At 49.4% G+C, this 26,719-nt stretch carries 24 protein-coding genes and 1 pseudogene; 9 read left to right on the plus strand and 16 right to left on the minus strand.

The features are described from left to right. Window positions 1–6: 6 nt before the first annotated feature. Together cadB and cadC are read right to left on the minus strand one after the other, a co-directional pair. Window positions 7–1,341: a cadaverine/lysine antiporter gene (gene cadB, locus PYR66_17325; protein ID WEF27046.1), complete on the minus strand. Its 1,335-nt coding sequence runs from the start codon at window positions 1,339–1,341 to the stop codon at window positions 7–9. 365 nt (window positions 1,342–1,706) lie between these two features. Continuing rightward, window positions 1,707–3,221, minus strand: a complete 1,515-nt coding sequence (gene cadC / locus PYR66_17330) for a lysine decarboxylation/transport transcriptional activator CadC (protein ID WEF27047.1) — start codon at window positions 3,219–3,221, stop codon at window positions 1,707–1,709. 204 nt (window positions 3,222–3,425) lie between these two features. Between cadC and PYR66_17335 the strand changes: the two are divergent. Further along, window positions 3,426–3,685 (plus strand): annotated as a pseudogene (locus PYR66_17335) (hypothetical protein). 270 nt (window positions 3,686–3,955) lie between these two features. Here the strand turns inward: PYR66_17335 and PYR66_17340 are convergent. From PYR66_17340 to PYR66_17365, 6 genes are all read right to left on the minus strand, one after another. Continuing rightward, window positions 3,956–4,228, minus strand: a complete 273-nt coding sequence (locus tag PYR66_17340) for a DUF1471 domain-containing protein (protein WEF27048.1) — start codon at window positions 4,226–4,228, stop codon at window positions 3,956–3,958. A 105-nt stretch (window positions 4,229–4,333) separates the two neighbouring features. Further along, window positions 4,334–5,254, minus strand: coding sequence for an LpxL/LpxP family Kdo(2)-lipid IV(A) lauroyl/palmitoleoyl acyltransferasee (locus tag PYR66_17345; protein WEF27049.1), 921 nt, complete (start codon window positions 5,252–5,254; stop codon window positions 4,334–4,336). A 358-nt stretch (window positions 5,255–5,612) separates the two neighbouring features. Beyond that, the gene (locus PYR66_17350; protein WEF27050.1) at window positions 5,613–7,022 is read right to left on the minus strand and encodes an amino acid permease; all 1,410 of its coding nucleotides are present in this window, start codon (window positions 7,020–7,022) and stop codon (window positions 5,613–5,615) included. Between the two features lie 11 nt (window positions 7,023–7,033). Further along, window positions 7,034–8,227 (minus strand): aspartate/tyrosine/aromatic aminotransferase, encoded by a 1,194-nt coding sequence (locus PYR66_17355; GenBank protein ID WEF27051.1) that lies wholly within the window; start codon window positions 8,225–8,227, stop codon window positions 7,034–7,036. Window positions 8,228–8,272: 45 nt separating this feature from the next. Further along, window positions 8,273–8,647 carry a RidA family protein gene (locus tag PYR66_17360; protein WEF27052.1) on the minus strand — a complete coding sequence of 125 codons (375 nt, stop codon included), beginning with the start codon at window positions 8,645–8,647 and terminating at the stop codon, window positions 8,273–8,275. 5 nt (window positions 8,648–8,652) lie between these two features. Next, window positions 8,653–9,438 carry an alpha/beta hydrolase gene (locus PYR66_17365; protein ID WEF27053.1) on the minus strand — a complete coding sequence of 262 codons (786 nt, stop codon included), beginning with the start codon at window positions 9,436–9,438 and terminating at the stop codon, window positions 8,653–8,655. Window positions 9,439–9,835: 397 nt separating this feature from the next. On the opposite strand from PYR66_17365, the gene PYR66_17370 reads away from it, so the two are divergent. Further along, window positions 9,836–10,702 (plus strand): GNAT family N-acetyltransferase, encoded by an 867-nt coding sequence (locus PYR66_17370; protein WEF27054.1) that lies wholly within the window; start codon window positions 9,836–9,838, stop codon window positions 10,700–10,702. A gap of 55 nt (window positions 10,703–10,757) precedes the next feature. Here the strand turns inward: PYR66_17370 and PYR66_17375 are convergent, their stop codons facing one another. The 7 genes from PYR66_17375 to PYR66_17405 form a co-directional block, all read right to left on the minus strand. Next, on the minus strand, window positions 10,758–11,960 hold the full coding sequence (locus PYR66_17375; GenBank protein ID WEF27055.1) for a lactate oxidase: 1,203 nt from the start codon (window positions 11,958–11,960) through the stop codon (window positions 10,758–10,760). 18 nt (window positions 11,961–11,978) lie between these two features. Continuing rightward, entirely contained in the window at window positions 11,979–12,545 is a 567-nt protein-coding gene (locus PYR66_17380; protein ID WEF27056.1) for a YceI family protein, read from the minus strand. A gap of 144 nt (window positions 12,546–12,689) precedes the next feature. Continuing rightward, the gene (gene kduI, locus PYR66_17385; GenBank protein ID WEF27057.1) at window positions 12,690–13,526 is read right to left on the minus strand and encodes a 5-dehydro-4-deoxy-D-glucuronate isomerase; all 837 of its coding nucleotides are present in this window, start codon (window positions 13,524–13,526) and stop codon (window positions 12,690–12,692) included. Between the two features lie 58 nt (window positions 13,527–13,584). After that, window positions 13,585–14,583, minus strand: a complete 999-nt coding sequence (gene kdgT / locus PYR66_17390; GenBank protein WEF27058.1) for a 2-keto-3-deoxygluconate transporter — start codon at window positions 14,581–14,583, stop codon at window positions 13,585–13,587. A 437-nt stretch (window positions 14,584–15,020) separates the two neighbouring features. Further along, on the minus strand, window positions 15,021–16,022 hold the full coding sequence (locus PYR66_17395) for a helix-turn-helix domain-containing protein (GenBank protein WEF27059.1): 1,002 nt from the start codon (window positions 16,020–16,022) through the stop codon (window positions 15,021–15,023). A gap of 274 nt (window positions 16,023–16,296) precedes the next feature. Further along, the gene (locus PYR66_17400; protein WEF27060.1) at window positions 16,297–16,764 is read right to left on the minus strand and encodes a hypothetical protein; all 468 of its coding nucleotides are present in this window, start codon (window positions 16,762–16,764) and stop codon (window positions 16,297–16,299) included. 1 nt (window position 16,765) lies between these two features. After that, window positions 16,766–17,614, minus strand: a complete 849-nt coding sequence (locus PYR66_17405; protein WEF27061.1) for a winged helix-turn-helix domain-containing protein — start codon at window positions 17,612–17,614, stop codon at window positions 16,766–16,768. Between the two features lie 880 nt (window positions 17,615–18,494). On the opposite strand from PYR66_17405, the gene PYR66_17410 reads away from it, so the two are divergent. From PYR66_17410 to PYR66_17435, 6 genes are read left to right on the plus strand one after another with little or no spacing between them, the layout of a single operon-like run. Then, a complete protein-coding gene (locus PYR66_17410; GenBank protein ID WEF27062.1) occupies window positions 18,495–19,097 on the plus strand; it encodes a LuxR C-terminal-related transcriptional regulator in 603 nt (200 codons plus the stop codon). Window positions 19,098–19,148: 51 nt separating this feature from the next. Beyond that, window positions 19,149–19,733: a fimbrial protein gene (locus PYR66_17415; protein ID WEF27063.1), complete on the plus strand. Its 585-nt coding sequence runs from the start codon at window positions 19,149–19,151 to the stop codon at window positions 19,731–19,733. A 55-nt stretch (window positions 19,734–19,788) separates the two neighbouring features. Then, window positions 19,789–20,469, plus strand: coding sequence for a molecular chaperone (locus tag PYR66_17420; GenBank protein WEF27064.1), 681 nt, complete (start codon window positions 19,789–19,791; stop codon window positions 20,467–20,469). A 15-nt stretch (window positions 20,470–20,484) separates the two neighbouring features. Then, complete coding sequence (locus tag PYR66_17425) at window positions 20,485–23,013, plus strand: fimbrial biogenesis outer membrane usher protein (protein ID WEF27065.1); 2,529 nt, start codon at window positions 20,485–20,487, stop codon at window positions 23,011–23,013. Beyond that, window positions 23,004–23,522 (plus strand): fimbrial protein, encoded by a 519-nt coding sequence (locus tag PYR66_17430; protein WEF27066.1) that lies wholly within the window; start codon window positions 23,004–23,006, stop codon window positions 23,520–23,522. Before PYR66_17425 ends, PYR66_17430 begins: the two co-directional genes overlap by 10 nt. Further along, complete coding sequence (locus tag PYR66_17435) at window positions 23,522–24,532, plus strand: fimbrial protein (protein ID WEF27067.1); 1,011 nt, start codon at window positions 23,522–23,524, stop codon at window positions 24,530–24,532. Before PYR66_17430 ends, PYR66_17435 begins: the two co-directional genes overlap by 1 nt. Window positions 24,533–24,566: 34 nt before the next feature. Here PYR66_17435 and PYR66_17440 read toward each other — a convergent pair whose 3' ends face one another. Then, complete coding sequence (locus PYR66_17440; GenBank protein WEF27068.1) at window positions 24,567–25,481, minus strand: LysR family transcriptional regulator; 915 nt, start codon at window positions 25,479–25,481, stop codon at window positions 24,567–24,569. A gap of 125 nt (window positions 25,482–25,606) precedes the next feature. Between PYR66_17440 and PYR66_17445 the strand changes: the two genes are divergently transcribed. Further along, a complete protein-coding gene (locus tag PYR66_17445; protein ID WEF27069.1) occupies window positions 25,607–26,380 on the plus strand; it encodes an SDR family oxidoreductase in 774 nt (257 codons plus the stop codon). The last annotated feature ends 339 nt before the right edge of the window (window positions 26,381–26,719 follow it).

The raw sequence follows: 26,719 nt of genomic DNA on the forward strand, positions 1-26,719 counted from the left end.
TACGGATTAGTGCGCGCTAGCGGTGGTGTTGTTATCCGTTGAATCGCTCTGGCGCTGGTGCATTTTGCGGCCGTAGAACATCAGGATAATCAGGCTAACGATAAAGGTGCCGGCCAGTTCGAAGGAGCTTGCGCCCATCAGCGCGATGAAGCAGAACACGCAACCCAGAACCGAACAAATCAGGCTAACGAAGTTGCGGATGTTGATGCCTTCGAAGCGAATCAGGTCAACACAGGAGTAGAAGTAAGGCAGCATGGTCAGCAGTACCGCGATACCGGTTAGTTCGCCGAACAGGTCGGATGCTTTACCACCGGCGGAGTTCATCAGGGTAATCAGGATCATCAGCGCGGTCATTTTCACCGCCGCCAGCAGCAGGCCTTTTTTCGGGATACCGTTGCTATCCAGTTCGCCATACACTTTCGGGAAGTTACCGTCGTCGGCGGCACGGACACCGGCCTGACCAACCAGCATCATCCAGGAACCAAGAGACGTCAGGCAGGCAAAGGCGGTGAAGGCGGAAACCATCGGCGCAGCCCAGCCGCCAAGAATGGTGGAGGCGCTGACGGCGAACGGCGCGCCGGATGCGGCCATCTCAGACGCAGGATACATACCGGCAATAACCTGGGTCGCGGCAATATAGACGATACCAGCCATTGCGGTACCCAGCATGGTTGCCAGCGGTACGGTACGTTTCGGGTTTTTCACCATCCCGGTACTGACGGCGGCGGATTCTACGCCGACGAAGGCCCACAGGCAGAGCAGAATACTTTTGATGACCGCGTGGCTGTCGGTGGTACTGGAGGTGTTCCAGTTCGCCTGATAAGTTGCCGCATCAAACCAGTGCCAGCCGACGACGGCAGTCATCACTACCGGAATAAGCACCAGCACCAGACCAATCGTCGTCAGGCGACTTACCCAGGTCCCGCCGAGCATATTAACGAAAGTAAAGATCCACACGATGGCAATACAGGCAATACCTGCGGGCACCGGGTTATTTAAAATAGGGAAGAATGTAGAGAGATAAGAGACGGCGGTAATCCCGATTGCCAAATTACCAATCCAGTTCGCATGATAATAAAGCACACCGGTCTGGAAACCAAATGCTGGGGAAATTTCCCCGGCGTACGCAATGGGACCACCCTGCTGCGGGTTCTTGGTCGCCAGTCGGGCGTAAACATAAGCCAAAGACATCGCGCCAATAATAGAAATCACCCAACCCCAGATGGCAATACCACCGATGCTGGCGAGGTTCGCAGGTAATAATGCAATACCGCTCCCCATCATATTACCGGCGACAACACCGGTACAGGCAAATAGCCCGATCTTCTTGGCAGAACTCATGGTTGCTTTTCTCCTAAGTTTATTTGGGAGGTACAGATCATGATATAGAACCATTTATTGACCCGACCAACTGCCAACAAGATTACTGATTAGTACGAGACAAGTCCTAAAGATAAAGTGAAATAACCACAAACATCAGACAAATGATATTTTGACCTTTTTCAATTAACATATAAACATGACATGTTGATATCAAAAAAAGATAAACACCGCCTACTTACAATGAGTTAGATGACTACAGATGTGTTGGAATTGTGTTACCATGAAGGAATTAAATGCTTATTAAAGATAACAACTGAAGTGCTCATGAGATACATAATTTTAACCTCACCATACTCAAAACCATGAGCATGATGAGGGTTTACTTATTCTGAAGCGAGGAAGTTGTCGAGATACGGTACTACGCGGGTAACAGAGGTCTGGAATACGCCGTTTTCAATCCAGTACAAGGTATTTTCACCAGGGCGTAAATTAAAGGCTGTCAGATAGGCATCGGCAGCTTCCCGGTTCTGCCCTTTCATCTCATAGACTTTACCGAGCAGCACATAATTCATCCATGACATTTCTAAATCAATGCCCGTGTTGATGGCGCTATACGCCTCATCTATTTTCCCTTTCCCCAGCATATCTACCGTTTTTATCTGATAGAAAATCGCCATATCTTTAATGCCGGGCATTTCACCCACTTTTTCAACCTCGGCGTACAGCGTGGCTAATTGTTTTTCATCCAGCGGCTGCTGCGAATGACGTAACACGTCCACCAGCGCTTTCTCGGCATAAGCGTAAATAAAATCCGGCGACTGTTTAATCACGTCGTCCAGCACGTCACTGGCTTTGCCTAATGAATCAACATCACCCTTCATAAGAAGCTGATGCGCCTGATAAAGGCTGGTTAATGAAGCGCTTTGTGAAGGCTGATATTGTGTCAGCATCGCTTTCATACGATCCGGCCATGGCTGCATTAACGCCGTCGACAGGCTATCCAGCAGGTCGTTCTGGATGGTGAGCTGGTTGTCCATGGTAATAAAGTAGCGTTTGTCGAGCATCGTCGAGCCGTCAGCGTTATCAACCAACTGAACGGACATAAAGCACTGCTGCGCTCGATAGTGGCGCTGATTGACGAACTCAATGGTCAGCGTTTTACCCGAGCTGCTGGGCTCGTTGATGTTGTAGTTGGTTTTATCGTGAACCATAAAGGTCGAGAAGGTATTGAGCGAAGTGGTTATCAGGCTGCCCAGCCCTACCGCATAGGCATGCTGCGACGCCCAGTTGTTGCACGAACTCCCGTTCAGCAGGTGAATGTCGATATCACGCGGATTCAGCAACAGGCGCGCTTTCGTTTCCGGCGGACGTGATTCCATCGACGACAGCGCGATAAGCGCCACGCAGCTCCCCAACGCCAGCAGAAACAGCGCCCACACCCAGAAGGCGGTAATACGTTTACGTTTTTCCGGCGCAGCGGCCGCCACAGGTGAAGTTTGCCCGGGAGGAAGGGTCGGTGGCGAGGTTTCCGGCACGGCAACCGGCGCGACTGGCGCCAGCTCTTCGCCCTCTTCCGTACACCACATCACCGGAACCGTGAGCTTGTAGCCGCGTTTCGGTACCGTCGCGATGTACTCCATGCTGCCGTCATCGCCGTCTTTTAGCGATTTTCGCAGTTCGGAAATACTCTGCGTGACAACATGACTGGTCACCACGTTGCGCGTCCAGACGTGATCGATAAGCTCATCCCGGCTGAGTACCTCGCCAGGATGTTGAGCAAAGAAGACCAGAAGATCGATTAAACGCGGTTCAAGGGTCAGCTGACGTCCGTTCCGGCTAATTTGGTTTACAGAAGGAGTAACGAGCCATTCCCCAACGCGAACAACAGGTTGTTGCATAAAAAAACCCCAGGACGAAAAGGGAAAGGCGCGATAATACCACATTTAGCCTACCTAATTATGCGGGTGGTCAATACCCCACACGTTAAGCATAAGCTACTCCCTTTATAAACAAAATAGTTAATAGTCTATGAACACCATTGCTATTTAATACACAATAACAAGGGTCTATTCTGCGTCCATCAAGTCGTTAAGGAGACGCATGTGTTATGCGACCACTATTCCCTGCAGGCTCTGTCGCGGAAAAACCGTATCGTGATGCCACCGAGCAGATGGCGGGGTATTACGCTCAACGCGCCAGTACGGGTTTAATTATCAGCGAAGGCACACAAATTAGCCAACAGGGCCAAGGCTATGCCCAGGCTGCACGCAACGCAATTGCTGCCGGCTTCGACGGTGTAGAGCCGCACGGCGCGAACGGCTACCTGATCAATCAGTTTATTGATTCTCGTGAAAACCAACGTACTGGCGTTATCATGCGCCGAATCCTATTTCTCGCACTGCTCATTGATTTCTTCAGGCTATCTTCCTGTATTCAGAAAATAAAAAACCCGGCTCCCCAAAGGGCGGCCAGGTTAAGAATTTTGCTACACTCTAAATAATTCGAGTTGCAGGACAAAACGGCTAGCCGTTTTGAACAGTGCTTGCGCTGGCCCCGTAGAGGCGAGGCCCAAGGATGGGCCGAGTTATTGCCAACGCACATACAACTTGAAGTATGACGAGTATATCAGTGCTTACTTATACACTTCAGCCGTAGCTTCAAAGTTTGGCCCATGTTCACGCGCAGCGATAATCACGTAATATTTCCCGCCTTTCTCATCAGCCAGTTTAGACAGCTGATCGTGAAGATCGGATGGCGACGAGAATTGCCCGCCGGAAGGCCCTACCGAAACACTACCAACATGGGTTAGTTTAAAATGCGAGACTTCTTCTTTAGTAATTAATTGCGCAGCAGAAGCACCAAAGGCAACAGCAGAAAGAGCTAAAGCGACTAATACCTTTTTCATCCTACATTCTCCTTGGATAAGAGCCTTAATTTAGGCTCTTTCAGTATAGTCAGAGGATTAATAAGCGCGCTATTTATTGGGCTATTTTTTTTACTGTCGACAGGACTAATACCGCGAAGGAACCCCTTCCGGGCGAGTCTTAAAGCGGCGGTGCAACCACATGTACTGTTCCGGCGCCATCAGAATACATTGTTCAATAATGTTGTTCATCCAGATGGCAGTCGCTTCCGCGGATTCCAACGGCGGCGTCGCCTCAGGTTGTAGCACAATGAGTTCATAACCGGCACCGTTGGCTTTCCGCCGTGGCACAAAAGGCACGATAGTGGCTTTCGACATTCTCGCCAACATCCAGGTACCGGTGGTGGTCGCGGTGTTATCGACATTGAAAAAGGGAACAAATACGCTGCTGGCGCGTCCATAATCGTGATCCGGGGCGTACCAGAGTATCTCGCCTTCTTTCAATGACTTGACCATTCCTTTCAGATTTTTGCGATCGAGCATCGTCTTGTTAGAACGCAGCCGGCCCCAGGTTTGCAGCCAGTCGATCAGCGGATTGTCGTTCGGGCGGTAGACACCAATCCCCGGCGTGAACATACCAAACATCCGCGCACCAAGCTCAAGCGTCAGAAAGTGAATGCCAATCAGCAAAATACCCTGTTTTTGTTCTTGCAGCTCGACGACGTCGTTAACGCCGCTGGTCTCAGTCCAGCGCTCTACGCGATGGGCGGGCCAGAACCAGGCCATGCCGGTTTCCATCAACCCCATTCCCAAAGATTCAAAATTCTTGACCACCATTTCACGGCGTTGGGAGGGAGTCAGTTGCGGAAAGCACAGTTCCAGATTGCGCTCGGCTACACGAACGCGTTTGCCCAAAAAGCGCATTGATAGCCGCCCCAGCCCATTCCCCAGGCGATAGATAAGCGGATAAGGAAGTTGTACCACCAGCCACAACAGGCCAATACCCAGCCATGCCAGCCAGTAACGCGGGTGTAATAGCGAAAGTGAGAATTTGGGTAAATGCGACATCTGATTATTGCTCTTCAGGATCCTTGATTTATCATCCGCAGGTGGCTTCAGTCCATATTCCGGAATAATTTACCCGATCCACAACGGTTGGTTTTTTTCTATTTGTGCGGTAATCCGCGACCAGGGGCAGACTATAACCTAAACGTTCTCTGGTGAATTAAGCGAACTGTGTAACAAATTTATTATTAATTAACAAAAGGTCGTCGCCAGTACGCGATAATTGAGAAATGCTCTCATCTAACCGACGAGATTAATAACAACAATGGATTTTACTGATGGGAGATTGCGCTAACTTCGCCGCCACAAAATGCGAATGCGAACACCTGCGACTGAAGTCGCAGGTGTATAAGCACAAGGGTTAGGATACCCGTTCGATGTCACGTTGCGCAGGCGTGGATAGTACGGCTTTCCCACGACGGCTATAAAAGTAGGTGGCGACTAATAATAAAGTAAACGGAATGCCAAACCACAACGTCATACGGAAGAAATCGGTAAAAGCCGTTGAGATTAACAATGCCAACATCAAACCGGCGCCAAGCAGCGTGGTAAATGGATATCCCCAAAGACGAAACTTCAACGCCGTTGCAGTATGCTGACGCCGGAAAAACAGATGAGTCATAAAAATCATCAACCAGGTAAAACAGGCGCCGTACACTGAGATTGACATCATTGCCGCAAAAGATTGTTCAGGCCAGAATATACTTAATACAATGGAAACCATGATGCCTACGCAGGATATTGCTAGCGCATTCACCGGGATCCCCCGGCGACTCACACGTCCAAAAGTCGCGGGGGCTTGACCTGCGCGTGACAATGAGAACATCATTCTCGTGGTGATATAGAGCTGGCTGTTCATCGCTGACAGTGCCGCAATAAGCACAATGAAATTAAAGATGCCTCCGGCATAAGGCAGATGAATCACATTCATTGCTACCAGGAACGGACTTTCCGCTGTTCCTGATTGTCGCCATGGAACAATAGCCAGCATTAACGCAATGGATAACATATAGAAGATAAAGAGGCGCAGAATAGTGCCTTTAAAAGCGGATTTTACTGCCACAACCGGATTCTTAGCTTCCCCTGCGGCAACCGCAATCATTTCTATACTCAGGTAGCTAAAGATCGAAACAATCGTTGCAAACCACATTCCACTAATACCAAATGGCATGAACCCGCCGCCGCTGGTGAAATTATGCACGCCATAGGTCGGGTTAGCCGAAAATGCCAAAATGCCGATGCCAATAACAATAAAAGCGATAATCGCTAAGACTTTAATTGTCGACAGCACATATTCCACCTGGCCAAACCATTTCACGCCAATAATATTTATCACCACCACCATTGCCGAGAACATTAATACCCACGGCCAGGCAGCGGACCCCGGGAACCAATACTGCATATACATGCCGATCGCTGTGACCTCCGTTCCTACTGCCAGAACGACACAGGACCAGTAAGAGTAACGCACCAGATATCCACACAGTGGGCTCAGATAGAATTCCGCGTAATCGCCAAATGATCCTGGAGTGGGATGCTCCGATGTCATCTCGGCAAGGCAGCCCATTAACAGTAAGGCAATGACCCCGCCAATCAAGTAGCTGAGTAACACCGAGGGACCTGCCATCTGAATGGCGTAGGCGCTTCCCAGAAATAATCCGGTGCCTATCGCCCCGCCAATCGCTAACATCGACATCTGCCCGGCAGTGAGTTGCTGTTTTAATCCGCCCTGCCGCTGGGCAATTTTTGCAAAATGTTTAGGGTCTTTCATCTCAACCTGCCTTAGCGACGGGAAGTGGTCACATCCAGAATGGCGGCAGTGACATAATCAATATTGTCACTATTCAGTCCCGGTAAACACATCCTTCCCGGAGCAACCAGATAGATAGCGTAACGCTGGCGCAGATCATTGAGTTGTTGTTCATTCAAGCCGGTGTAGCTAAACATGCCGCGCTGATCGCGTATGCGCCGATAGTCCAACGTAGATCCCCCTTCTTCCAGACCCACGGCCAATCGCAGGCGCATCTGTTTGATACGTTGACGCATACTATTAAGTTCTTCTCGCCACAGATGATTAAGCATTTGATCGGTTAATAGCAGTTCGACGATTCGGCTTCCGTAAGTCGGTGGGCAGGAGTAACTGCGGCGGATCAGTGTTTTCAGCGCTCCCAACACATTGTCGGCAATCCCCTGGTTAGCGCAGCGCACGGTTAAACCGCCGACTCGCTGACCATAGAGTGAAACGTTTTTCGAAAATGAGTTCGCAATAATGAACTGCAAATCGCTTTCTTGCGCTAGTCGCAACGCATAGCCGTCTTCATCCAGCCCCTCGCCGAATCCCTGATAAGCGATATCAAATAGTGGCAACAGACGCTGCCTCTGCATTAGGGTAATCACTTCTCGCCATTGTTGCGGATTCAGGTCGGTCCCGGTTGGGTTATGGCAACAAGGGTGCAATAACACGACGCTTCCCGCAGGTAATGATTGCAGCGTGTCAATCATCTCGGCATAACGTAGCTCGCCGCTCGCATTATCAAACCAGGGATAATGATTAACCTCCAATCCAGCGCCGGCAAAAATGGCCTGATGGTTAGCCCACGTTGGATCAGACACCCAAATAGCCCGGCATTGAAGGAAGCCAACCAGAAAATCTGCCGCTAACTTAAGCGCGCCGGAACCGCCGATAGTCTGAACCGTCGCCAAGGCTTGTTGCTGCGCGATTTCTCCCAGCAGCAAAGTTTGCACGCCCCTGGCAAAACCAGCGCTACCTTCAATGGGCGGATAGCCATGAGGTTGCTGTGCGGCAAGTAACCGCTGCTCCGCTTGCCTTACGGCATTCATTAATGGAATTCGTCCTTGTTCGTCATAATATAAACCGATACCTAAATTCACTTTCTGCGGATGACTATCCTGTAAATAGGCTTCCATCAACGACATAATCGGATCGGGTAGCGAGGCTTTGATTTCTGCGAACATAGTTATCCTTAGCTATCATTATTTATTGCTAGCAGGTGAGGTTTTTTAATTATCAGTAGCAGTTACGGTGATTTCTATTTTCATTCCCGGCACCACTAGCTTATCGACAATGACCGTTGAGCGATTCGGGTAAGGTGCATTGAAATAGCGCCGGTAAATTTTATCAAGCATGGGAACATCGTTAACATCAGTCAAATAAACTATTATTTGTAATACATTATCACTATGACTATTCGCTGCCTGTAAGGTATGATTCAAGTTATCAAATGTTAAACTGATTTGTTTTTCCACTGCCCCCGTTTCGATTGTACCATCAGCAAGAACGGGGCCATGGGCTGTAAATAAAAGGCCACCGCCACGCGTTGCCCATGAAAATGGTTGGCCTATTTCCGGCAACCCGGTGTTAATTACCTTGCGCATGATGCTCACCTGCTATTAATGATAGATTCCAGGAGTAATCCATCGGTAGAAAATAACGTATCAAGAATATTGTAATGATTAGCCCCGGCGACCGCGACGCACTCAACCGGTACATTATTCTGTGAAAACCATTGTGCATAGTTTTCACTCTGCGCAATAAGCTCAGATAATTCATCGGCACCATAAAATAACGTTATCGCTGATGAGCATTCCGGAGGATGGCGCAACGGACTCAGAACGCTAACTTCCTGTTCCGTCAATTGTAGCTGCCGGTTAACCGTCGTTGCTAATAGCGGCGATAATTCAAAAATACCGCTGATCGCCAGCGTTGCAGTGATCAACGGATGCGTTTGCCAACAGGCGGCAAGATGCCCTCCCGCTGAATGACCACTCAAATAAACGGGCATTTTTATATCAGCCAAAAGATAAATGGTATCCAGAGCAGCGCCAATTTGTTGATATATCTGTTGTAACGTCACCCGCGGCGCCAAACTATACTCCACCAGCATCACATCAAATCCCGCCATCAACGGCCCGGTGGTAATAAAAGCAAAATCCTCTTTATTGCAGGACTGCCAGTAACCACCGTGAATAAATATAATGGTTCCGCGCGCTGGTTGCGATGAAATAAACCAATCAATATTTTCCCGTTCATCATCGCCATAAGCAATACGGCGCACTGAATTATTATCTTGATACACCTGTTGGCTACGAAACTGGAATTCAGCGAGGATCCCCGCCTCATCTTTCACGGTTGTACTATTATCATAACTCCCGTTTGCAAGTTTCATATATTAAACTTTGTTTATTATTTAAGATGTGGCTTAACTATTAGCAACGGGTAATAATGTTGTCAAGCATGCCAAAGATGAAATGCGTGATGACCTATATAAAATAAAACTCCAGCTGAATAAGTTTTACCTGTGAAACTTTTTGCCGAAATTATCGGCTGTTATTTTCTCCTGTTTGATAACACGGTATGGCATCCTCCCCCTCCGCATCATCGCAGTCAGTCTGCAGCAAACCCTAACTGTGACCTGAGCAACGTCCTGAGCGATACCCCTCGCCCAATGCTGTACAAACCACAGAAAAACGCCATACTCAGGCACAAAACCTGTGATTTTCAAGGGGTAAAATTTGCCTGTAGCAATGTCGGATAGCAAAACGGATAAGAAGGGAATGACCGCGATGAACTACAAATTGGTTAAGCAACTCAAAGATGATAATACATTAAGAAAAAGCTTTATTGATTTAGCCATCAAGACGTTCGATTTATCCTTTGATGACTGGTACCAGCAAGGGTACTGGACCGAATCATATATCCCCTACGCTTTCGTTGATAAGAATAAAGTTATTGCCAATGCATCAGCCAATATCATTGATTTAGTCTGGCAAGGGCAGAGCAGACGCTATATTCAAATTGGTACGGTGATGACCAACATCGATTACCGCAATAGAGGCCTCGCCGGTCAGTTGATTCAACATATTCTTGACGACTGGCGCGACAAAGCGGATGCCTTTTTCCTGTTTGCCAACTCAACGACCGTTGACTTTTACCCCCGATTCGGTTTCAGACAGACCGATGAATATCAATATGTTGCGCCGGTCTCACCGACAAGCGGCGACTTCCGTAAGCTGGATATGGATAACGCTGACGATATTACCCTACTCAAACGTTATTACCAGAAGTCGAACCCTTTCTCGCAGCTGCGGGTGGAGAATAATTTCGGCCTGCTGATGTTTTACTGCTCGGCGTTTATGAAGCATTTCGTCTACTACTCGGAGAAAAACCAGGCCATCGCCATTGCCATGCAAAGCGCCCATGAGCTTATCTGCTTTGATATTTTTTGCGATGCCGGGCAATCCATGGCAACCATTATTAACGAACTGGCCCAGCCGCAATCCCAACAGGCAGTTCTCGGTTTTACGCCGAAGGAAGCCCGCCTTGGCGAGTACGAAAAATTAGATGGCGAAGATATGCTGTTTATCTATTCAACGAAAGAGAACATCTTTCACGATAATAAACTGATGTTCCCATTGCTGGCGCATGCCTGACGCAAACCTGCTGGCGCCCGCTCAGCTGAATGCGCGGGCGCCAGCAGGTTTCGACTTACGACTGCAGATCTTTTTCTGTCAGTAATTTGGTTTTCTTCACCTGTTCAATATCTTTGGCACCGCCCAACATCATATTGATCACCAACTCTTTATTCAGTTGTTCGATAACCGAAGCTACCCCCTGGGCGCCGCCGAGATTAAGCCCGTACAGCACCGGGCGCCCTACAGCAACGATATCCGCACCGCTGGCAAGTGCTTTAAAGACATGAGAACCGCGACGCACGCCGCTGTCGAAAATTATCGGCACGCGCTTATTCACCACCTTCGCAATCGCTGGCAGCAAATCGAATGACGATGGGCCACTATCTAACTGGCGACCGCCGTGGTTAGAGACCCATAGCCCTGCCGCCCCGGCCTGAATGGCGACTTCAGCATCTTCCGGAGACTGAATGCCTTTCACAATCACCGGCAATCCGGAGATACGTTGAACATACTGAATATCTTCTGGTGTAAATGCCTGTTTCGCCTGAGCGTAGATTTCACTGATCCCAGCGCCTTTACCGGTCTTCGAACCATCATCATTTTGTCGGGCAAACATCTCAAGGTTGGCAAAACCGAGCGGGAACTGGAAGTTGTTTTTAATATCGTCTTCACGATAGCCGCCAACCGGAGAATCAACGGTCAGAATAATCGCTTTCGCGCCATGTTTAACCGCTTCACCGAGAATAAACTCATTGAACTGATTGTTTTTACTCATATAAAGCTGGAAGAAAAATGGATTTTCCCCTGAGGCCTTGGCCACCTCGGCGATAGTTTTATTGCCATAGGTACTTAAGGAGAAAATCGAACCCACCTGTGCCATACCTTTCGCTGTCGCTAACTCACCGTTTTGATGCGCCAATCCCTGTGCCGCCATCGGAGCCTGAATAATCGGCGTTTTTAGCCTGATCCCCAGGAGACTGGTCGACAAGTTGATATCCTTTAATTCAATACCCTGCAGCACGCGCGGCATAATATATTTTTTATCGAAATCCGCAGTATTACTCCGCAGATTATTTTCATCTTCCGCGCCGCCACGAATATAACCGAACGCCCCTTTATCCATTCGCGCCTTAACCTGCGCCTCCAACGACGACAGGTTAGTTATCTTCAGCGTTTTCTCTTCGCTACTGGCTTTATATTCCGCTGCCTGAACCATCGTTGACGTCAGGGCTAACGCCAGCGCGGCAAATGCGGTGGCCAATTTTTGCTTTTTCATTATCGTCATTCCCTCTACTTACTGTTTAATCCCTTCAACCTGGATAGCAATGTCCACCGTTTTGCTCATCCCCATATCCACCAGATAATCGACTCCCCATTGTGTACGGTCGATCTGCGCGACAAAATCACCGCCGCATACCTGAGCCTTAAAGACCGGGCTCTCGTAGCAGTTAAACCTGGTTGCCTTAAGGGTTACCGGACGACTGATGCCTTTCATGGTCAACTGTCCGTCGATGGCCGTAGGTTTGTCGTCAGCGAAATGCCACTTGCTCGAGGTAAAAACGATCGTCGGATATTTCTCCGCATTCAGAATATCACTGCTAAGAATATGCTTATCAAAAGCTGGCACCCCAGTATTGAGCGCTTTTAGCGGAATAGTTACCTGAAGGTGGCCCATTTTATTTTCTGGCTGATAATCAACTTCACCAGTGATAGCATAGAACCCACCGTGATTAGTCGATGTCTGGAAATGGTCAATATTAAATACGGCATTCGTATGGGTATTGTCGAGTTTATAGATGTCAGCATGCGCAGCGCCAGATAATAATAACGCGGCGACAGGAAGGAGTAAGCGAGTTTTCATATTTATGTTCCCGGATGGTATTGATATTTTTATCTAATTTAACATCAGATCTATCAACCATCTATATTCAGACGGGGGACTCAGCGTTCTGAATATGGAACAATCAAACAAACCCGAATCATCGGGTTTGTTTGCTGCTGGAATTTAACGAATATCGCGTACCGCGACGTGGTCCATATCGTCAAAGACCTGGTTCTCCCCGACCATTCCCCAGATAAAGGTATAGGCGCGGGTGCCAACGCCAGAGTGAATCGACCAGCTTGGTGAAATCACGGCTTGTTCGTTATGCATCACGATATGGCGGGTCTCCTGCGGCTGCCCCATCATATGGAACACACAGGCGTCCTCATCCATGTTGAAATAGAAGTAGACCTCCATGCGTCGTTCATGGGTATGGCACGGCATCGTGTTCCACAGATTCCCCGGTTCCAACTCGGTTAATCCCATGCTCAGTTGGCAGGTTTCAAGCACATCCGGTACGAAGTATTTGTTGATGGTACGGCGGTTGCTGGTGAGATTGTCGCCGAGAGTAACCGGCGCCACATCGGCTGGCGTGACCTTTTTGGTCGGATATGCGGTATGCGCTGGCGCGCAGTTATAGTAGAACTTTGCCGGTTTGCCGCTCTCTACGCTGGTGAACACCACTTCTTTCGCACCTTTACCAACGTACAGCGCCTCGCGATGGCCAATTTCGTAGCAGTGGCCATCAACGGTAATACAACCAGGGCCGCCGATATTGATCACCCCTAATTCACGTCGTTCAAGAAAATAACTGACTCCAAGCTGTTTACCCACTTCACCGCCTACTGATACGCCGCGCTGCACCGGCATAATACCGCCGACGATAATGCGGTCGATATGGCTGTACACCATGGTGTACTCATCAGCGACAAACACTTGTTCAACTAAAAATTCGTTACGCAGCCCCTGAGTATCCAGAGTTTTCGCATGCGCACTGTGGATACTTTGTCTTACGTCCACATTAGCCTCCAGGCAGATTCTTGAATAATAAAGCCCTCCGACGGAGGGCGAGAATGAGTTAGTGATGCGCGGACGGCGCTATATTGGCGCTAAGCGCTTTCGCCGCCTGCGCGTTGCCAAAGCGTTTGGCATACAGGGCGGTGATAATCGGCACCAAAATCGCGGTCACGATAACGCTTGCCGCGACCAGCGCCGTCGCCGAAGCGGCCACGGGTTCAAAGGCCGGGTTAATCTGCGCGATAATCACCGGGTTCGCGACCGCCGCCCCCGCCGCGGAAGAGGCCGCGACCCCCGCAGTACCATTACCGCCGCCGATAACACGGTCAGCAATAATCAACGGAATGCCGGTAATCACGATAACGGCAACCCCCAGAACGATCCCCAACAGACCGGTATCCATAATCACGCTCAGGTTGATGGTATTACCGAGCGCAAAACCGAAGAATGGGATCAGTACTGGGGTGGCTTTGCTAAAGAAAGCGCGGAAATCGTGATCCAGGTTACCTAAAGCGAAGCCCACCAGGAACGGCAGAACGGCGCCGATAAAATGGTGAGGTTCGAATGATGCCAACCCGGCGGAACCGAGGATCACCATGGTCATCAACGGCCCCGACTCCAGCGACATCAGCACAAATGCCCCGGACTCTTCTTTGCTGCCGTACTGGTTCATCAGGCTGGCGTACAGTCCACCGTTAGTCATATCCATTGCCGAGATAATCGCCAGCACCGACAATCCGGCAAAGAAACCCGTCTGGACGCCATTTTCAGGAATAATCATCGCCGCGATGAGTGCGACTATCCAGGCAACGGCAATCTTGGTGATCACCAATGTCCCGGATTTACGTAATACGGTACCGGTGGCGCGTAAATCAATCGATGCGCCAATGCAAAAGAACCAGACCGCCAGAATCGGTACCGTGCCGCCAATCATACCTTTGGTGAATGAACCAAAGTAATTCCCGGTATCCGGCGCCAGAGTATTGAGAACGGCGCCAAGCAGCAGTGGGATCAGCATCATGCCGCCAGGGATACGTTCGATGGTTGCTTTGATTTTCATTTTTTATCCTCATCTCCATCCGGCCGGAAGCGGCCAGGATGCGACTTATTCTTTCAATAATGTTTGAAAAAACTCTTTCTGTTCATTGCGTTATGAACAAGAAAGAAAAGTCAGGAGTCTCAGGTTGTGCGCACCACGCTGATACCATGCAATTATCATTGATCAGGTGAAATTACGATTCAATGAAAATAAAACGGTGTTTTAGTTATCAACATCACATATCGGAAAGAAATCATCGAGGGGGTTTTTATCGCGCAGACAAGATGAATAGAGGCGGGAACAACACGAATGTTGCAACTGTCTCTTTTCATGGGGAAATGTTAAAAATCAATGCAGAGAAAATGCGTGAGAGTTTGCTTATATCGCCGAGTCTGCAGCGAATTGCCTCTACCAGGCTCATGGAGATGCAATCCGCAGGCGCAAATTTATCGTCACACTCACCCGGGAGATAGACGCCACACGCCAGGCGTACAACCATACTCAGCCTGGAAGTGGCGAATAAAATGGGCGCAGTCGCTAAACCCCATCCGCAAAGCAATTTCGGTGACGCTTCGCGGCGAGTTTTTCAATAGCCAACAGGCGTAGCGTAATCTGGCGCTACGAATAAATTCGCGGGTCGTTTTACCAAATTCGGAATGAAACAGGCGGTTAAGCTGCCGCTCGCTTAAGTGCACATGATTCGCGACCCATGCTGCGGTAACGGGACGATTCAGATATTGCTCAATAATAAGAACTGCCTGGCGCAAACGGTGATCGGGGATGAGCGCGATATTCGCCGGCCTTGGCGTGACGGCATCTTGAGACCCGAGGGATAAACGCTGGCACGCCATCGCCGCAACGTCGTTCCCGCCATACGTGCGGATTAATTCCGTTGCCAGCGTTATCGTGGACACTCCGCCAGGACAGGTCAGTACATCACCTTCATCGATATAATCATAACCCTGCTCGGCGTAAACATGAGGAAAACGATGTCTAAAGGCCTCAAGATAGAAGGGATGCACCGAGGCTCTCCTCTCATTCAACATCCCTTCCTGCGCCAATACAAAACTCCCCGTCCCTATCCCGATTAAGGGGACTTCAGCCTGACGGGCTTCAGCAAGATAAAGCCTGTCCCCGCGATATCCCTGCTCAAGATGTTCAAGGCCGCCACCGATGACGGCAATATAGTTAAAGCATTCAGGTGGGCAATGCGCCCTATCGGGCCGGATGCTGATTCCCGAACTACTCGCTATCGGTATATCAGGATGCTCGCTTATCAAGCTGAGTTTAAAGATAATTTTATGATGCTGCTTTTGCACGGCAGTCGCATAACGCAACGCATCCATTAGCCCGGATAAGGGCAGCAATGAAAAATTGGGCCAAAGCAGCAAACCAATATGTAACTGGCACTGAATTAAAGGCACGTTTTCAGTATGGGATTTTTCTATTTTACTCATCATCTTGCCAAAATAAAATTGTAATTACATTATTGCAACATTAATTCTTTTTTGAATGTTATAAGATAAATCCCTATATCTTTATTAAGCATAAAGGAGAGCACTGAGAAATTAAAATGTTTTTTAATTTCACAGCTAAAAAACACACTTTATGTAATCGCATATACCGTTCACAACAAAAACAGGTAAGACGTGTTAAATATTTTCTCATTAGGAACATTATTGTAACATAGCCAGTCTCCCCTTCTCGCCACTAACCCTCCGCTATTCACCATGTTTAAGCATGGCATATATAAGTGGGTAACGTCCCCAACATAAACAGATAGCTATTATTACTCTGTGCCGTAATTCGCATATAAATGTGTTTACCTGGATAGAGGAAAAAAAGCGGTTCATACTTTTCAAGCCAGACATCATCTATATTATCATCCGGAAATTTAATGTTCCTCTCAGACGTCAAATAATAAACATGATCTTTACGTTGAACCTGAAAAGAGATCTTTCTATTGATCACCTTGCGAGGGTCACTTTGTATCCGGCCGTTAATGCTGAGCATTCCACTCTTCGCATTCAGTGTGTAATTTAACCACAGCGTAAGCGTCTCATTTGGATGATGCTGAACAAAACTCGCCTGGCAGGAAAAGGTTTGCACTGCATCCCGATGCCAGATGTAATAAGTACCCAGCGCCGTTGCGATGAGAAGAAACAGGTAAAAGGGATAAAACCGTCGACAATGCTGAATCATGTTAATGATCCTCGATAAAGTAATCAGAGATACAGTGATTCGACTCCTCCATTGGCCGATCGCAACGAATAAGGGATGCCCGTGGTAGCATTGAAAACCAGGCAACATAGACCCAGGGATAATTTTTGCACTGCGTCTTAAACGGCTCAACATAGATTAACGCTTGCGCTTGCTCACGTTGGGTTTGGATCCCCTTAGCCAGATAGACATGGCATTCGCCACTGGCAGCCGCAAAACGATAGCCATCAACAAAATAATTATCCCGGAAAAGATAATCCGTCGCGAAACTCATCCATGCCAGCAACATCGATGCCAACACGACGCCAGTCAAAGACAACCCCCACTTCACCGCACGATAGTTAACGCTGCGCGGTATTTTTTCTACCGATTCAGGTAATGGGTGCGGAATAGCAGCAGAACAGACAATATCTGTTTCTGTTTCTGTTTCTGTTTCTGTTTCTGTTTCTGTTTCTGTTTCAATCGCGCATTGCGCGTCCTGTAACTGGCTTTCCTTAACTGCGATTTGTGTATCGCTTGCCAACGTTAATCCAATACGAGGAATGGTGACAACAGGGTCACTCGCAATACCTGCTTTTTTCAACCCTTTCCGCAGGATAGAAATATTCTGGTAATAGGTATTGGGCGATACCAGCATCCCTCTCTGTTGCCAAACGATGTTCATACATTCCTGCTGGGTAACAATCGTGCCAGCACGTTCTATTAATAATAATAAACAGCGCCCCGCTGGGGAGTTTAAAACAACCACATTATCCGGTTGGCTAAGCAAGCGTAACGTACTGGCTGCAGGATGGAATTCAACTATTCCATTAATGATATAATACTTATGCATATGGCAGACAAGAAACCTCCCTCAAGCGTGTTGCAAATCCACGGACCTCATCACATTTTGTTTTGAAATTAATACAGACTATTCCTGGTAGAACCAATATGGCGGAAACTTTTTGACCTGTATATCACTGGCATTAGCGAAAAATCTTATTTTCTGATGGCACTCGGCACTTAATTGAAGATGATGTATGCATAACAACATGCTTAAACGCTCACTCAGCCCGCCTGCCAACTGGGCTGGAACCCGTTTTCTTATTTTTTCTTAAGTGTTGGGCTTAAATAGTTAGCATACTAAAAGTGTATTATTCGACGCGTGCGCGAACTACTTCTTATTAGCTACCTGACCTGCCACCAACAACAGCCTTGACATTGACAATTCCATACAAAACAGATCGCCGTTCACTTTGAATACATTGGTCAGACTTGTCCTAATCGTTCTAAGTGCAAAATAATTAAAAAAACATAAAACCATTAAAAAACAATGACAAACAAAATAAAAACACTGTTAATAAAAAAACAAACCATCAGTAAAAACCGAACGAACCATTCGATATTTGTTAGTCACCGTAAGCAACCACCACGCCTGAAAAACACTAAATGACGAATCACTTACAAAACTTTTATCAAAGCTAAATTTTCATTGAAAAATGGAGCTATCCTAATTCAAAGGCAATTGAGACAATGCTAATCAATCAGAAAAAACTGATTAGCAATTGTAAAATCAGCAATTAATAAAAGTTAAGATTAATTCAGATTACCCGCGCATCGCTTGGGGTATAGTAATACCACACCGTGCAATGCTTACTTAATTGCTTCGAATAACACAGATTGGTATCTGTCTGTCGGATCATCTCATTAAAACTATAAATCGAGGGAGTAACATGGTGTACAGGACTGATCCAAAACCTTACTTTAATATTGCACTGGTAGGCGGAGACAGCTTTTCACGCAGCGGTATTACGGCAGTATTGAAAAGCATTAACCGCACGACTCAGATACATGATTTCGGAAATGATTATCAGCAATTTGGTTTTTTCCTCAATCATGAAAAATTTAATATCGTTTTCATATCAGGAACCGATAAATACCATACTGGCTTTGATAATTTACGTTACATAAAGGCAATAAAAAGAAATTATCCAGAGATGCAAATCTGTATGTATTCAACATCAGCAAACTCATTATTGTGGATACATGGCGACATCGACGCTTATATCTCGTTGCAAGACCCTCTTTATCACTGGAGAGCCAGCCTATTGAAGATGATCGATTGTCGCTATCAAAGCAAAAGGAAACCCGTCGCGCTGTCGCTGACACCAGGAGAATGGAGGGTATTAAAAGAAATAAGAAATGGATTAGACCTAAGTTATATCGCCGAAATTGAGAAGCTTTCATATCGCCGCGTCAGTGCGTTAAAAAGCTCAGCAATAAGAAAACTCGGGCTCAGAAATAAAACGGACCTGTTGGTTTTTTTAACCAGCTAGTTCCGCAATTCAGAGTCATTCACGCAATAACAATACTATGGAATCAAGAAGATGAAAGTTTATGTAAACAACAAAACGCTGCTGGCATTGGCTATCGCAGCGCTGTTACCTGCCGGCTCTGCGTTAGCGGCGGGCACCAGTGGAGGAACGGTTAATTTCAATGGTAGTGTCGTGGCCTCCGCCTGTGCGATCGGCGCCAATAGCGCCAATATTGACGTCGATATGGGCGAAGTGCGTACCGCAACCCTAGCGGCAGCAGGTAGCGAAGCCAGCACTGCCAAAGCGTTCTCTATCACCCTGGAAGATTGTGAAATTGCCGATACCTCTGGCTCTACAGAGGAAAACCCCATTGCCGCAACCTCTGTCGCAGTGACCTTTACCGGTACGCCAGATAACGCTGATGCCGACAGTCTGGCTGTCGGTTCAAACGGCAGCAGCTCATCGGCGCAAAACGTAGCCATTCGTTTATATGACGAACAAGGCAATGTCGTCAGATTAGGTGAAGCGGCAGCCCCGGTTGCGCTGCGTACAGGCTCAAATACCCTGAATTTCAGCGCGAAATACTACTCCCCGGAAGGCAATGCGACTCCGGGCGACGCCAGCGCCGTCGCGACCTACACCGTCACTTACTCGTAATCCATCAGGCCCGGCGCACGTTCGGGCCTGAAAAAGCTATTAAAGGAGAGCCACTATGCGCTCATTAACATGGATTGGTCTTGCTGCCTCACTGTGCTCATCGGCGGCGTACGCGGGGGGCGTTGGACTGGGCGCCACGCGCCTGATTTACTCCAGTGCGACAACGCAAGCCATGCTGCAAGTCAGAAATACGCACCCGGAATCCTCCTTTCTTATTCAGTCGTGGATCGAGAATGAGAAAGGCGATCGGACGAATGATTTCGTCATTACCCCTCCGCTTTACGTTTTAAAACCGGCAACAGAAAGCATGGTCAAGGTCATGTTTAACGGCAAATCACTGCCGCAGGATCGTGAAACGCTGTACTGGATAACGGTAAAGGCCATTCCACAGCAATTAAAAAATAGCGCCAGTAATTCGCTGCAATTTGCTTCAGCGAACCGCATAAAAATATTTTATCGGCCGCAAGCGATTAAAGACGATACGGCAGAGGCATGGAAAAAAATCACGGGCAGTTATTCCGCCGGCAAAGTGACGCTCAATAATCCGACGCCCTATTACCTCACCACGATCAACGTAAAAGTTGATGGCAAGTCTGTTCAACCGGTGATGATCCCGCCAAAAACAAGTCTCGCGCTTGAGGAGTCTTTCAGACAGGCGAACAACTTTAGTTATCAAACCATTAACGATTATGGCGCCTGGACTCCCGTCAACGGTTTGCCGTTGAGCCGAAAATAAATAAGGTAAGACCGTGTGAAAGCAAAATTCATTTGTGCCCTGCTGATTTTCTATGCAGTACGGCAAACTGCCGCCACTGAGAGCGATTTGCATTTTAACCCCGCGTTCCTCAATGGTGAAAGCGGGAATAATGCCGACCTCTCATGGGTGAATGCAGGAAGCGCCCTGCCGCCGGGTGAATACAATATTCATGTCTATATCAATAGTCAGTATGCTTTCACCGGCAATGTGAAATTCAGCCTCGATCAGCACCGTTCACAAGATGGCGCGATGCCCTGCATCACGCCTCAACAGATCGTGGCTTTAGGTATCAACGACCGTCAGGCGAAAGAGGAAGCGCAGGTAGAAACTCAGGCCTGCTATTTTTTAAATCGTCGTTTTCCTGGCGCCCGTTTCGATTTCGATCAAAAAACGCTGACCCTTAACTTCAGCCTGCCGCAAAGCGATATGCTCAATTTACCGCGCGGCTACGTCAGCCCGGAAAGTTGGGAGTACGGCATTCCTGCAGCGTGGCTTAATTATGTCGTCAACGGCGCCGAGAACCGCTATCAGGGAACCACTCATACCCACGATCGGCAGCTGTTTGTCAGCCTGAACAGCGGTGTAAACCTGGGCGCATGGCGGTTACGCGACTTCACGACGTGGACGAAACAGAGCAATACGTTCACCCACGTCCAAAGCTGGGCGCAACGCGATATCCCTGCGCTGCGCGCTCAGGCATACGCCGGAGAGACCTATACCTCTGCGCAGGTGTTTGATTCCGTCGGCCTGCGAGGCATCGCGCTAAAAACCGACGACAATATGTTGCCAGCAAGTCTCAGCGGCTATGCGCCGGAGGTTCGCGGCATCGCGCGCAGTAATGCGACCGTGACCGTCCGCCAAAATGGCAACATCATTTACCAGACCAGCGTCCCGGCGGGCGCATTTGTTCTGAAGGATCTCTACCCCACGGCGTCTGGCGGCGATCTGGCGGTGACAATCCAGGAAAGCGATGGCAGCACCACGCAATACACCGTGCCCTTCGCCAGCGTGCCGAATCTCGTGCGTAGCGGGCAGACTAAGTATGCTTTCAGCGCCGGGAAATTCCGCCCTGTCGGCAATCAGGACGCCCCCACGTTCGTTCAGGGCGAGTTATTTTTCGGCTGGGAATTCGGACTGACTTTTTACGGCGGCGTGCAATATTCCGCCCATTACAACGCGCTGGCCGTTGGCGCCGGGCAAAATCTTGGTTATCTGGGCGCCTACTCTATCGATATGACTCATGCGCGTAGCCTGCTGGCGGATGACCAGCGCTATCGCGGCGATTCAGTCCGGCTGCGCTACAGCAAGCTGATGAACAATCTCGGAACACGGTTTAACTTCTACTCGCTACGCTATTCAACAGAAGGTTTCTATACCCTTAGCGATACTACCTGGCAGAACATGGCTGGCGGCTCGCGCAAACAGGTGGTGGAAGCCGACGGCACCATTACCACCAGCTACGAGAATGTCTATAACCTGCATATGTCGCGCAAAGCCAAAAACCAGCTCTTGTTATCGCAGCCGCTGGGAGCATACGGCGCGCTTTCCTTGTCGTGGGATCAACAAACCTATTGGCGCACGGCAAATAAAACACAGAGCATGCAGTTCGCATGGAATTCAACGTTTCGCCAGTTTTCCCTCGGCGTCAGTTTCCAGCGCAGCGCCATGCTATTTGGCAACCAGCAGGATAACGTGCTGGCCATGTCGCTATCCATCCCATTTGGCAACCCGCAATTAGCCTCGCGGGTACGTTTGGCCAGTACCCAGGCCAGGTCGACGGGAACGACCAACAGCGCAGGTATCAGCGGATATATGCCAGGAAAGGAGAATCTGTTTTATAGCGTTAACCAGCGCTACCGTTCGCAACAGCAGTACGGCGCGGATGCCGCATTGCAATATGAAGGCCAGTGGGGCGATTACAACCTGGGCTACAGCTACAGCAAAGATTCCCGCAATCTGAACTACGGCATCAGCGGCGGCGCGGTACTGCATGAAGATGGCCTGACGTTGAGTCAACCGCTGGGCAATACCAATATTTTGATCAAAGCTCCGGGCGCCAGCAATGTCGCCGTTCTCAATCATAAAGGTATAAAAACAGACAGCCGGGGATACGCCGTCATCCCCTATGCCACCCCCTACCGCGTCAATCAGGTGGCGATGGATGTCACTACCGCCAGCGATGATGTTGAACTGGAGAATGCCATCGTCAACAAAACGCCGACCGATGGCGCGCTGGTTCGCGCAAACATCGTAACTCGTCAGGGCGCAAAAGCGCTGTTGGTGATTCGCCATAACCAGGAAGTACTGCCGTTCGGTACGGTGGTATCCCTGAGTGATAACAAAACCAGCGGTATCGTTGGCGACGGCGGGAGTCTGTACCTTTCTGGTTTGCCGCTACAGGGGTCGCTTAGCGCAGTCTGGGGGCAAGACAACCACCAAAAATGCACCATCAATTATCAATTAACACAACAGGATTACGCTCCCCGTACCGGGCTTTACTCACAGGAGGTGGTATGTCAGTAAATCGGCCTCGCGCCGCGATAGCGCTACTCCTTGCGATCTCTTCACCTGGATATGGTTATGACGTGCTGGTCTCCGTCACCGGGAATCTCATCGGCAATACCTGCGTGGTTTCCGCCGACGCCAAAGAGCAGACCGTGCCGTTAGGCACCATTGGAGTAAAGCAATTTAGCCGCGCAGGCGCGGTCAGCAATATCAAAACGGCCTTTACGCTCAAACTCGAAGAGTGCGGCCCTACGTTTAGCGGCGTAAAAATACGCTTCAGCGGTACGCCTGATGCCGGAGATCCCCAATTAATTAAAGTCGCAGAAGGCGGGGCCACCGGCGTTGCCGTACAAATTCTGGATAAGGATAGTCAACTCATTCCGCTGGAAAGCCAAACGGCAGCCTACGGTAACGCCGGGGATGAAAGTGTGGGAATGACATTTTATGCCCGTCTGGCGGCTAACGGCGATGCGGTTAATCCCGGAGACGTTTCGGCCACCGCGACCTGGACTACGGAGTATCAATAATGCGTTTTTTTCTACTTATCGGCTGGTTATGCCTCAGTTCAAATGCCATGGCGCTGGACTGGAAATCGGATATCACCCTCTCTCCCCAACCGATGACTTATACCGGCCCTGCTGATTCCGTTGTACCCGGAAATATCATTGGTTCAACCTGGAGCGCCACCGCCAGCGTCCAGCAGGTATTCTGGTGCGGATTAATATTCACTTGCTCCAAAGGCACCCTGGAGCCAAGCGGCAGCGCGATTTCGGCAGGCATTACGGTAAATGTTGACGGCGTTAATTATAATGTCTTTGAAACCGGCGTCCCTGGCATCGGCTATATCATCGGCCTCAAGGATTTTAATGGTACGACGTGGGTGCCGCTGCAAACCGGTATCACGCAAAGCTACCCGGCCGATGGCACAAGCGGGCTTGCCTACGATCTGGGTTGGTCGGCGAAGGTGACATTTATTAAAACAGGAACCGCGCTAAAATCCGGTGTCTACCAGACCTCGACGCTCAATGCCGCGATCCTCACCGCCTATAATAACGAGACCAAAACAGCCCAGGTTATCATTAATCCCACCACGATTACGGTTACGGCCAGCGGTTGTACCGTCGACACCAAAAGCGCCAACGTTAATCTCGGGACCATTGATGTCCGTACCCTGCCCAACATCGGCAGCGTATCGCCATCGGGTACATTCAACGTCGGCCTGACTTGCGATGAGCAAGTCTCCGTTAATGCGGTGATGACCGATCAGACAACGCCGTCGAACACGACAGCAGTGGTCTCGCTAACCGGCGACTCCACCGCATCCGGAGTTGGGGTACAGTTCTTTTATAACGGCAGCGGGCCGCTGCTGATGGGGCCGGATAGCTCTGCATCCGGCACGACGAACCAGTTCTTCATTCAAACCACCACGGCCGCGCAAACCCTGTTGCTCCCCTTCCAGGCGCAATACATTCGTACGGGCGCGCTCACGCCCGGTCGCGCCAATGCGTTGGCAAGCATCACGTTCTCATATCAATAGCGCCGTCTTCTTTTAGACTGGCATAATGCTTAGACTAACCGATCGTGGCGAGCCGCATTTTTTCCCGCAACAGCGGCTCAAGCCAGGCGATAAACAGCTGAAGCGGGCGTGACTGATGCCGTCGGCTGGGATACAAAATACTCACAGGAAGCAAACGTGGTAGGAATGCGGGCATCACCTCAAGGAGAATTCCCGCATCCAATAATTCACGCACATCGTATTCAGGGATCTGAATCATTCCCATCCCTGACACGCAGGCGGCAATATACGCGTCCGCGCTATTGACGGTCAGGTAGCTATTCACATCCGTCGTCAACGTCTCCCCGGCTTGCTCCCATTCCCAACGTTCCTTACGCCCGGTCGTCGGCGAGACGTACCCGACAACAACGTGGTTATCGAGTTTTTCCGGGCTCACAGGCGTGCCAAAAGAAGAGATATAGCCAGGAGAGACCACGTTAATCAACTTCAGGTAACCCACTCTACGCGCCACCATCCCTGAATCATTTAATACACCCACGCGGACAGCGCAATCAATGCCTTCCTCCGGGAGATTCACGCTGCGATCGGTGACGCCAAGATCCACCTGAATTGACGGCTGGCGGGCAAAAAAGTCGGGTAGCGCGGGCACAACGATATGTCCTCCAACCCGCCCAGGTACGTCAACTTTAATTTTCCCCGTCACCTGCCCGCTGGTCTGGCGGAAAAGATTTTCAGTCTCTTCCACGTCCTGTACCACCAGCAGACAGCGCGCATACAACGCGCTTCCGTCGGAAGTTAAGGAAACACTCCGCGTGGTGCGGTGTAACAGGCGGGTTTCCAGACGCGCTTCCAGTTCCCTTATCGCAGCAGAAATCGTTGAGGCCGGGCGATTCATCGTCTCTGCCGTGCGAATAAAGCTACCGTTTTCCGCCACCCGGATAAATATCCGAAAAAGATCAATCGTATCCATATCGCCTCATTATTCGATAACCCTGAATAGTGTATGCAGAATTAGCCTCTTTATACATTACGGGCATTTATTAAGCTGTTATTAACGGGGCTTGCCCGGACAATAACCGAAACAGGAGCCAAACCATGGTCGATCACGCTATCAAAGGTAAAACCATTCTTATCGCTGGCGGGGCAAAGAATCTGGGTGGGCTCATAGCCCGAGATTTCGCTCAGCAAGGCGCGCGAGCTATCGCAGTCCATTACAACAGTGACGCGACACGTGCAGAAGCGGAAGCCACTGTCGCCGCGATCAAGTCCGTTGGCGCTGAGGCCGTAGCGCTCCAGGCCGATCTCACTTCCGTTGCCGCCATGGAAAAACTTTTTTCTGATGTCGTTGCTGCAGTGGGAGCGCCAGATATTGCCATCAATACCGTAGGTAAAGTGCTCAAGAAGCCGATGGCGGAGATCACCGAGACGGAATTTGATGACATGAGCGCCGTGAATGCAAAAACGGCCTTCTTCTTTCTGAAAGAAGCCGGTAAGCATGTTAAAGACAATGGAAAAATCTGTACGCTAGTCACCTCTCTCCTCGGCGCGTATACGCCGTTTTATTCGGCATATGCCGGTATGAAGGCGCCGGTAGAACACTTCACGCGCGCAGCCTCTAAGGAGTTGGGAGAACGTGGAATTTCGGTCACGGCTATCGGACCTGGCCCCATGGATACGCCTTTCTTTTATCCCGCCGAAGGGGCTGATGCGGTGGCTTACCATAAGACAGCCGCAGCCTTGTCCCCCTTTAGCAAAACAGGCCTGACGGATATTCAGGACATTGTCCCGTGGATTCGTTTTTTGGTTAGCGACGGCTGGTGGATGACCGGGCAGACAATTCTGGTCAATGGTGGTTATACGACCAAATAAGTCGCTGGCGGATTGTCTAAGGCCGGTCAGTTAAAGATCCCTTGACCGCTCCAGTGGTAGTATAAGCATCCGGAAATGCTCACCCGTTTCCGGATTTTTTATGCCACTCAATCTGGCTCTCGATACCATTCATAGGTTGGGGATAACGGCCGATCAACACCAGGGTTTATGACCTTTCGCCATTGTTAATGCCCACTATTTGATCATCGCCGATTAGCATTGTGCTTTTGGTGAACCGCTACATCCCCGTTACATTACGTTGCTCCCATTTTGTGAGCAAACCTAAAAAACGCACAACCTTTCCCTCTCTCTGATTTACCTCTACGACTGCCCTGGATT

It is taken from the genome of Klebsiella aerogenes (assembly GCA_029027985.1).
GTDB lineage: Bacteria > Pseudomonadota > Gammaproteobacteria > Enterobacterales > Enterobacteriaceae > Klebsiella > Klebsiella aerogenes_A.